Genomic DNA, 9,400 nt, shown 5'->3' with positions numbered 1-9,400 from the left:
AAGCACCGGCGGCCTCACCATGAACGATCAGACTCCTTCAAGATCAGCAGAGCCCGCAAGAAACGAGCCCTGCCACAAAGTCTGACGCGCGACACTCGCACGTAGGCGCGCACTTATCCAGCGTTCCCTTGCAACGGTCAGCCTTGTGAGTCTAGGTATGACGGCCGGCGCCATCGCGAGGAGAACAGCCGAAGCGCCGATCGGCGCAGCGTCAAGTGAAGGCTGGCGAGGAAGCTCCAAAAAGACAGCCATAGCAAAAGTTCCTGCGGCTTCAGTTCCAGTGGGGGGCATGGCAAAATCATCTGATCCAAAAACCGGCGAGGTCATATATGTGCTACAGCCTAAGGCGGGGCAGTACCATGCTATCTCCTCCATCTGTCCGCATGCCCAGTGCGGTGTAAACCCTCCGCAAGACGGACAGTTTGTCTGCCCTTGCCATAATTCACGATTCAATGCCGCTACGGGTGAGCTGCTGCAGGGTCCGGCAACGAAGGGTCTAGCTCGTTACGGTATTCAACGTGTCGGAAAAGACCTTCTGATTAGCGACAAGGAAACCACTTAAGCCATGCGCCCAGCTTTGCCAGGTTTTCTGTAATGCACTTCTGAGCGAGAGAGTATATTATGCGGCTAGCAACTATTACTGCTGTTGCATTCATGTTCGTCCTGGGAGCTTTCGCGGTAATGGCGACCACGGACTGGACCAACAACGTACCCCTGGCCACCCCTTCTACTCCAAATGCCTCCGCATCTCCTGAAATAAGTGCATCCTCAAAAGAATCTGTATCTGACATGTGGACCAGGGTGAGTCTTACCAAACAGCTGGTCGCCGACCTTAAGCAAACCGGCCCGGAAAAGGCCCTGGCTCAATTGGATGCCACAATAAGGGCATTTCCTGACGTTGCGCGCTTTTGCCACCCCGTAGCCCATGAGCTCGGCCACGCGGCACTTGCTAAATACGCGGGCGACTTCAAGAAGGTTTCAGAGTTTCGCAGTGATGTATGCGGCTCTGGGTATCTTCATGGGATTGTTGAAGAGAAGCTACGGAAAAGTAATGATCCCGAATCCGACGTGATAGAACTATGTGCCCCGGAGCAGACGAATTCGTGCCTGCATGGAATCGGCCACGGCGCGATGTTTGTCTCGGGTTTGAATATAGAAAATGCGGAAGAGCTGTGCAGCAAATTCCCAAGCGGAAGAATGGTGACAAGCTGCTCTGAAGGCATCTTCATGCAGCTCTTCGAGCCGGATGAAAGCGACCCGAAAGCCGTGGCGAAACTCGCCAAGGACAAGCTTTCTAAGGATCCTCTATATCCATGTCCTGATCAGCCTATGGAATTCCGTAGCGGATGCTACTACTATGCGCCGGTTTACTTCTTGCAGCGAAACAAGTTTGCATTGGGCATGACAATAATGCGCGCCACAGGATGAGTCGAGCATTGGTACCTCCCTTGTCCGGAGTCCAGCTCTAGCATGGTACGCATTTCGGGAAGGCGGGAAGTCCAACTGGCGAAAGCGAACCGCAAGCGAGGGGGACCGTCGAGTGGGGCCCGGCATGGCCTGTTGCAATGTTGGAAGGCTCTGCCGACTCCAGAAGGCTGGCTTGCATGGTTGTGGGAGGCGCGCGGAATAGGGGAAGGAGCTGCGCGATCGCAGCGGTTGCAGCTTCTGGGCCGGAGACGCGGTGGCGAGTCGGCTATTTGCGGGAGAGGACTGCCCTTCCCAGCTTCTGCCGTACGGAGCGCGATCGGAGGTATGGTCCGCGCCCAGCAGGGCGTGTGGCGGGCAGGGGTGTCTCAATCGTCACCGTAGTGGCGTTGCAGGTAGTGTGAGGCGGTGAAGAGCTTCCCTTTTACATCGCGGTGACGGTGCCCAGCAGTTTGGGAATGCCGGGAGGTGCCAGAACCATCTCGATGCCGGCGACGACCCCGCCGGCGAGACCTGCATGGCCCCCGAGCAGGCTCTGTGCAAGCGTGAGGTGGCGGGTGGCGAGGGGGAGTGCTTGCCGGTAGACCACACCGCGGACGCCGGCGAGAACATCGTCGCTGGCGGCGCAGATGAGTCCGCTGAGGGCGATCCGGCGGGGGTTGTAGACGTGCACGAGTGTTGCCACCACTTCGCCGAGGACCGCTGCTGCGGCGCGGACCTGCCGGACAGCTGTCGGGTGTGATTCGCGGAGCATGCGGGCGAGGCCTTCGATATCGGTCAGTTGCGGGTGATCTGCGCGCAGTCGCTGAAGCACTGCTTCAGCTGAGGCGATGGCCTCCACACATCCGACGTTGCCACAGCGACAAACCACGTTGTCGGCCCCGGGAACTCGGATGTGCCCGAGATCGCAGGCTGCTCCGTCTGCTCCGCGGTGCAGTTCCCCGCTGGCTGAGATAAGACCCCCGCCGATGCCTGTACCGATTTTGATCAGAAGCAGGGGAGCCTGGTCCGCGGGGAGTGCACGTGCTTCGCCAAGTGCCATGAGGTTGACGTCGTTGTCGACGAGGGACATGCAGGAGAAGCGTTCGCTGATGATGTCGCCGACGGGGAAGCCGTCCCACCCCGGCATGATCGGTGGCCGCACGGGCCGGCCGGTCCGGGAGTCTACGGGGCCGGGCAGTCCCATGACGATGGTTTTCACGGCGGTCGCCGGAAGACATGCATCAGCGAGCAGCGCGAACAGTGCCTTGGTGATCTCGTCCAGTGCGTGTTCGGGGCCAAGACGTAGGTCCAGGCGCATATGCCGGTGGGCGAGAACGTTCTGTCCTAGGTCGGCCACGGCCAGGCGGGTGCTGTGCGGTCCGGCGTCAACGGCCAATATGACTCCAGCGCGTGGGGCCAATGCCAGGAGGTGTGCGGGCCGGCCTCGTCCTTCGGCGGTCTTGGGTCCGCACTCGATCATGACCCCTGCCTGCAGGAGTGCGTTGAGGTGATGATTGACCGTGGAACGGGCCAGTCCCGTCGCGCGCACAAGGGCGACCCGGTTGTCGGCGACGCCCGAGGCAACCAGTTGGGCGAGTGAGCTGCAGACCAGCTGTCCGTCCGCGCGCCCGGAGGCGTGGGGTATGGCGAGACGGACCGGCTTCCACTTCACTACGGATCTCCTAGGCATTAATGGCTCCATTATCGACTGACAAGAAAACAATCTAGACCTCTTGCCGTCGTAAAGTTGCCGCTCTTAAGGTCGAACACGCCTGAACCGTGGGTGATCGGACGAAGCTGCTGAATGAAGTGCAGAGGAGTCGTTCTGCTCTGCACGCAGGAGCGTTAACCGGTCGCCAGCCGCGGTACGTCACGCGCTCATCGGTGCCCGACTGCGGGGCATCGAGACCTTTGACCGCGGTACAAGGCCACACCGACCGGCTGTTGGCCGGTCCGCGGGGCGAGCCCCCGTCGGCCGCGGTGCGCGTAGCGCACCAGTCCGTACCCGTCCGACTGCGCCGGGATTTTGTTCGTCATGCCCGAAAGGTGATCCAGTGATCGATGTGAATGCAACCCTCGAGCCGCCCCTCAAGGTGGGGGTCATAGGCCTGGGCTGGGCGGGCCAGCAGCACCTCCTGGGCTACAAAGCTCTTCCTGGTGTGGAAGTCGTCGGACTCTCCGGTAAGGAGCCTGACACCCTGCATGCACTTGGAGGGGAACACGGCATCGACGGGCTGTTCGAGAGCTGGGAGCAGCTGCTCGACGAGGCTGACCTGGATGCTGTCAGTGTCGCCGCTCCCAATTTTCTGCACGCGCCTATCGCCATCGCCGCGCTCAAGCGGGGCATCCATGTCCTCAGTGAGAAGCCCATCGCGCGAAATGGTGCCGAAGGGCAGCTGATGGTCGACGCGGCCCGGTCGGCCGGGAGAGTGCTCGACGTGGCGTTCAATCACCGGCTGCGGGGAGACGTGCAGGCGCTGGGCGAAGTGCTGCGGCGCGGTGACCTGGGCCGACCCTATTACGCGAGAGCGTCCTGGATGCGCCGCAAGGGCATCCCGCAGCTCGGCGGCTGGTTCACCAGCCGGGAACTGGCCGGGGGCGGTCCGCTGGCCGATATCGGTGTGCACGTCCTCGACTACGCTCTTTTCCTCCTGGCCGATCCACAGGTCACATCGGTCACCGCCGTGACCTACAACGAGCTGGGTTCACGCGGCATCGGCGGGGCTGGTCCAGTGACGGCCGACCTGCCTGGAGCAGCCTGCGAGGTGGAAGACTTCGCTGCCGCCTTCATGCGGCTGTCCAACGGGGGCACGCTTGTGCTGGAGACATGCTGGGCCGGCTACCGTGACCCGATCGACCTCATTGACTTCAGCGTGCTGGCCACCGAAGGCGGAGCCGAGCTCAAGGCTGTGGGAGCCACCGAAACGCCAGTGGCGGAACTGTCCATCTTCACGGACCTGAACGGCAAGCCTGTAGATTACACGCCAAAGGCCGAACCAGGCACCGGCCACGCCGGCGTCGTGGAGAACTTCGTCCGAGTCGTACGCACGCCGAATCAGTGGCCTGCGCACGACGGCTCCCTGCATCTGGAGCGCATGCGCGTCATCGACGCCTGCTACGAGTCCGCTGTGGAGCAGAAGGAGATCACGCTCACGTGAGTTCCACATCTGCCCTTCGCGTCACCGTCTGGAACGAGGGCGTCCACGAAGCCCATCAGGACCCCCCTCACATCAGCCGCATATACCCGCAAGGTCTGCACGGTGCCATCGCCAGTGCGATACTCAGCCAGATCCCGGACGCGGTCATCACGACAGCGCTTCTTGACGATGCGGAGCACGGGCTGACAGATGAGGTTTTGCACCGCACCGACGTCCTGGTGTGGTGGGGGCACATCGCCCATGACAGGGTCGAGGACCACATCGTCGAGCGCGTGCACAACCACGTACTCGGTGGCATGGGTCTCATGGCGCTCCACTCCGCGCACTTCTCCAAGATCTTCATCCGCCTGATGGGGACCACCTGCGCACTGAACTGGCGTGACGAAGGCGAACGCGAGCTGCTGTGGACCGTCGCGCCTGCCCACCCGATCACCCAGGGCATACCCAGCCCTGTGATCATTCCGGAGCAGGAATGCTACAGCGAGTTCTTCGACATCCCGGAGCCCGATGAGTTGCTGTTCATCAGCTCGTTTCAGGGCGGGGAAGTGTTCAGATCCGGAGCTACATTCACCCGAGGGAAAGGCCGGATTTTCTACTTCAGCCCGGGAGACCAAGCGTATCCGGTCTACCACCAGCTCGAGATCCAGCGGATCTTGGCCAACGGTATCCGGTGGTGCGTCGGCGCGGCCCGTGACCGAGCCATGCCTGAGGTTCGCAACATCCCCGCCCATTGGTTCTGCTCCGACAGTCAGGCGGAAGGCAGCCCCTCGTGAATGCCCATAGCGTCTACGACGCCCTTGTCCCCGTCTCCACACAACGCCCTCGGCGCCGGGTAGCCATCCTCGGCGCTGGGGGGATGATCGCAGAGGTACACCGGCGAGCAGCACTCGCCGCAGGCGCCGAGGTGATTGGGGCTCTGGGCTCCTCTGCGGGGCGATCCGAGGAAATCGCTCGTCGCTGGGGGGCCACCCGAGCGTACGCCAGCCTCGACGAAGCGCTGTCCGACGACAGCGTGGACACAGTCCACATCTGCACACCCAACGCCTTCCATGCATCCTACGCGCAGGCGGCCCTGCAGGCAGGCAAGCATGTCATCTGCGAGAAGCCACTCGCGGTGTCCCTCGAAGAAGCCCACCGTATGTCGGTTGCCGCAGCCCAGTCCGGGCTCGTGGCCACCGTCCCCTTCATCTACCGCTACCACCCGCTCGTGCGAGAACTGCGTGAGCGACGCATCCGGGGAGAGTTTGGTGACTGGATTCTGCTGCACGGCAGTTACCTCCAGGATTGGATGCTTTCTCCTCAGGTGTCCGGATGGCGTGTCCATCCCAGCCTGGGCGGTCCTTCACGCGCTTTCGCTGACATCGGTTCTCACTGGTGCGATTTGGTGGAGTGGGTGAGCGGTGAACGGTTCACCGAGGTCGTGGCCACCACCACCGTCGCAGTACCTGAGCGACCTGCGACCAGCTCCTCTTCCTCGGGCGGCAACACCGAGGAGAAGCGCTGCCTGCCTGTGCGCACCGAGGATGCTGCACTTGTATTCATGCGCACCGGCGGAGGCGCTCTGGGCTCAGCCACTATCTCGCAGGTCGCAGCGGGCCGGAAGAACCGCCTGTGGTTCGAACTCGACGGTACCCAAGCTAGTGCTGTATTCGACCAGGAAAACCCGGAAACTGCCTGGGTGGGCACCGCCGATGGCGCCCGCATTCTGCTCCGTGACCCAAGCCAGGGCTCGCCCGAGCAGCGGCGGCTGTCGGTGCTGCCCGCCGGACACCCCCAGGGCTACGCTCACTGCTTCGAGGCCTTCGTTTCCGACACCTACGCAGCTATTGACGGCGGCACGCCGGAAGGCTTGCCGACATTCATGGACGGTCTCCGGTCGGTGCAGTTGATCGACGCCGTCCTGCGTTCATCCGCACACGACAGCTCATGGACAAAGGTCTGATTATGCAGCTGGGAATGTTCACCGCCTGCCTGCCCAAGTGGCCTCTTAACCGCATCGCCACCTGGGCGGCTGAAGCCGGCTACGACGCTCTGGAGATCGCTTGCTGGCCTAGGACTGGCGGACGCGATTTCGAGGCGAGCCATCTGCCTGTTGCCGACTTCGGCCCTGCCGAGCAGGAGGAGACGCTCCTTTTGCAGTCCCGACATGGTCTGACGTTCTCGGCACTGAGCTACTACGAGAACAATCTGCATCCCGACCCCGAACGTCGTCGTGAGATCCACGCGCATTTGCGGCACACCATCGACGCCGCCTACGCGCTGAAGGTCCCATGCGTGGGCACCTTCATCGGCCGCGACCCTGGCAAGTCCGTTGCGCGAAATCTTTCGGACGCCGAAGTGATCTTTCCAGCGCTCGTGGACTACGCCGGTGAACGGGGCGTCAAGCTCGTCATCGAGAACTGCGTCATGGAAGGCTGGCATCCCGACGGATATCCCGGAAACCTGGCATACTCCCCGGAACTGTGGGAGTGGATGTTCGGCCTGGGCCTCTACCTCAACTGGGATCCCTCACACCTGACGTGGATCGGTATCGACCCGGTTCCCACCATTGCACGGTACGCCGACCGGATCGCCCATGCCCAGGCAAAAGACGTGGAAGTCGACTCGTCCACACGCCAGCGGTACGGCTTCTTCGGCAAGACCATGAAGGGCGACAATCCCTGGGACATGGGCTGGTGGCGCTACCGGGTCCCTGGCCTTGGCCAGGTGGATTGGGCGAAGGTTGTCGACCGGCTTTACGAGCACGGCTTCACAGGGGCTCTGTGCGTGGAACACGAGGACCCCATCTGGACTGGGAATCCACAGCAGACTACGCAAGGGCTGCGCATTGCCCACCGCACATTGCGCCCCTTGATGGTGCACTGAGCACGCCAAGGGGATCCAGCACCCGGGCACCCCAGGTCCATTACCCGCCATCAGTTCAGCCACCGTCCTCAGAAACGCCGGAACCAGACTCTGCCCTGCGAGCACCCAGCCTGGCCAACATGCTTTGGCCTCAGCGGAGACACCGTAAACCGCAAGCCCGCACGGGAGCGCCCAAGCGCCGATGCGCCTCCGTGGGCCGAAGGCACACGGCCGAGCAGGTATCCCTGGTTCGTCGACCGGCTCCTGGCCGCCCTCATCCTTCTCCGCCATGGAGCCACTCACGATGTGCTGGCCTGCTGGGTCGGAGTGGACCGCTCCGCTATCACCCCGGGCCATCGGCGAGATACGGCCCATGCTCGCCGAGCGGGGGGCAGTCCCGGCGTCCGGCTGCGAACACTGGCTGAAGTCATAGACCACCTCGGCGCCATGGGCAGGTCAGCATCATCGACGGCACCGAGATCCGGGTCCGGCGGCCGGCCACCGGACGCAAGGACCGGGACAAGTTCATCTCCGGGAAGAACAAGCAGAACGCCGTCAAGGCCATGGTCCTCACCGATCAGAGCGGGCGGGTGCTGTTCTGCAGCCCAGCCAGGCCAGGCAGCTGCGCGGACATCACCCATGCCCGCCAGTCAGGGCTGGTCAGGCTCCTGGCGGACGGCCCAGCGGTCGAGATCCTTGCCGATGCCGGCTACCAGGGCCTCGGCTCCCAGACCGGCGGACGCGTGATGACACCACCGCACCGCAAGTTCAAGAAGAACGCCACCGACTGGTACGAGGAGATGTACGAGCGACAGCGCAAGGCGCATTCCTCCAGGCGGATCCGCGTCGAGCACGGGATCGCTCACCTCAAGAACTGGCGAGCACTGGCCCGCCACCTCGGCCGCCGTGAGCACATGAGCGACACTGTCCAAGCAGTCGCCAGCCTGCTCTCTCACCAGCAGACCGCGGACCTGGACCCGCGACGGGAAAGGTGAGCACCAGTCCCACCGAAACCCTCGACGTCACCGCCTACCGTGCACGAGCTCGTTAGCCGGAACGCTTCGTCACATCCACGATGTCCAACTTGGAACGGCACCGGGCGATCTGTTCGTCGTCGGGTTCGAAGCTCGACCTTTATAGTATTCGCCGAGCCTCCGCTGATCACGTTGCGACAGCCCCAGCGCGGGAAAATCCGCCGTGACCCTGCTGGTACGCCGGTCCCTGAGAAGCGAGCCGGCGCTGCCACGAACGACGAAGTCCCGGGAGAACAGCATCTCTTCCCGTATCGGCGTTAACATCTTTCGTGCGGTTCCGCTTCGGTTTAGCCCCCGCCGGACATCGGGTTCTTCGGTAGTCGATGCGAGACCCCGCCTCGAGACGAGAGCGAATGCGCGTGGAGGCTGGCACCCAATTCCACATTCGCGGTAACTCCTATGAGTTCGAGCCAATTCCAGGAGAGACTCGAGTCTCGTCATTCGCCCGGGGCGCCAACCAGGGAAGTAGCGGATAAACGGCGGGGCATTACTTTAAAGCACCCTGGAGCAGCTCTCGTGCTCGCTCAGGGCTTAACGAGTTGGTGCGTGATAGCGGGTGGGCATGCTCTGTTGGTGAAGGGCATGGTGGATCGGGTGGTTCTGGCGCATCCGTTGTTTACGGGTGTCTCGAAGAGTCATCTGTCAACGTTGGTGGCGGAGTTGGCTGGGCCGTGGACGGCCAGCGTCGAAGGTCGCCGGCACCAGGCGCGGGGCGGGGCGAGGAAACGGGCGCCGGGAGCCGGCGCCCGTCATCGGCTGGTGTTCGTGGACCGTTTGGTCGCCACGCTCATCCACCTGCGTCACGACCTGCCGCATGCCGTCCTGGCCCTGCTGTATGAGGTGGACCGTTCGACCATGACCCTGTCCCGCGTCAAGTAACTGGCATGTTTTCGGGTTCGGGAAAGCTGGGGACGAGAGGGTCGGCGTCTTCGAGGTGAACGTCGTGGGGCCGGTTCC

8 protein-coding genes and 1 pseudogene are annotated in these 9,400 nt (G+C 62.9%); 8 read left to right on the top strand and 1 reads right to left on the bottom strand.

Features of this window, described 5'->3' with window-relative positions:
• The first annotated feature begins 157 nt into the window (after window positions 1-157).
• Both ABZ532_RS30875 and ABZ532_RS30870 read left to right on the top strand, forming a co-directional pair.
• On the top strand, window positions 158-562 hold the full coding sequence (locus ABZ532_RS30875; protein ID WP_361291144.1) for a Rieske (2Fe-2S) protein: 405 nt from the start codon (window positions 158-160) through the stop codon (window positions 560-562).
• Window positions 563-681: 119 nt separating this feature from the next.
• On the top strand, window positions 682-1,428 hold the full coding sequence (locus ABZ532_RS30870; RefSeq protein ID WP_361291141.1) for a hypothetical protein: 747 nt from the start codon (window positions 682-684) through the stop codon (window positions 1,426-1,428).
• A gap of 421 nt (window positions 1,429-1,849) precedes the next feature.
• Here the strand turns inward: ABZ532_RS30870 and ABZ532_RS30865 are convergent, their stop codons facing one another.
• Window positions 1,850-2,803, bottom strand: a complete 954-nt coding sequence (locus tag ABZ532_RS30865) for an ROK family protein (RefSeq protein WP_361291138.1) — start codon at window positions 2,801-2,803, stop codon at window positions 1,850-1,852.
• Window positions 2,804-3,461: 658 nt separating this feature from the next.
• On the opposite strand from ABZ532_RS30865, the gene ABZ532_RS30860 reads away from it, so the two are divergent.
• From ABZ532_RS30860 to ABZ532_RS30835, 6 genes and pseudogenes are all read left to right on the top strand, one after another.
• The gene (locus ABZ532_RS30860) at window positions 3,462-4,565 is read left to right on the top strand and encodes a Gfo/Idh/MocA family oxidoreductase (protein WP_361291135.1); all 1,104 of its coding nucleotides are present in this window, start codon (window positions 3,462-3,464) and stop codon (window positions 4,563-4,565) included.
• Window positions 4,562-5,338: a ThuA domain-containing protein gene (locus ABZ532_RS30855; protein ID WP_361291132.1), complete on the top strand. Its 777-nt coding sequence runs from the start codon at window positions 4,562-4,564 to the stop codon at window positions 5,336-5,338. The genes ABZ532_RS30860 and ABZ532_RS30855 overlap by 4 nt, the downstream gene beginning before the upstream one ends.
• A 65-nt stretch (window positions 5,339-5,403) precedes the next feature.
• The gene (locus ABZ532_RS30850; RefSeq protein ID WP_361291150.1) at window positions 5,404-6,507 is read left to right on the top strand and encodes a Gfo/Idh/MocA family oxidoreductase; all 1,104 of its coding nucleotides are present in this window, start codon (window positions 5,404-5,406) and stop codon (window positions 6,505-6,507) included.
• On the top strand, window positions 6,492-7,430 hold the full coding sequence (locus ABZ532_RS30845; RefSeq protein ID WP_361291129.1) for a sugar phosphate isomerase/epimerase: 939 nt from the start codon (window positions 6,492-6,494) through the stop codon (window positions 7,428-7,430). Before ABZ532_RS30850 ends, ABZ532_RS30845 begins: the two co-directional genes overlap by 16 nt.
• Window positions 7,431-7,870: 440 nt before the next feature.
• Window positions 7,871-8,404, top strand: a complete 534-nt coding sequence (locus ABZ532_RS30840; RefSeq protein WP_361291147.1) for a transposase family protein — start codon at window positions 7,871-7,873, stop codon at window positions 8,402-8,404.
• 621 nt (window positions 8,405-9,025) lie between these two features.
• Window positions 9,026-9,304, top strand: a pseudogene (locus ABZ532_RS30835) (transposase family protein); the annotation flags it as partial.
• Window positions 9,305-9,400 lie beyond the last annotated feature (96 nt).

Source organism: Streptomyces sp. NPDC019396, assembly GCF_040632375.1.
In the GTDB taxonomy this organism is placed as follows: domain Bacteria; phylum Actinomycetota; class Actinomycetes; order Streptomycetales; family Streptomycetaceae; genus Streptomyces.
Note: the sequence above shows the minus strand (reverse complement) of the source record. Positions and strands in the feature narration are given on the sequence as shown.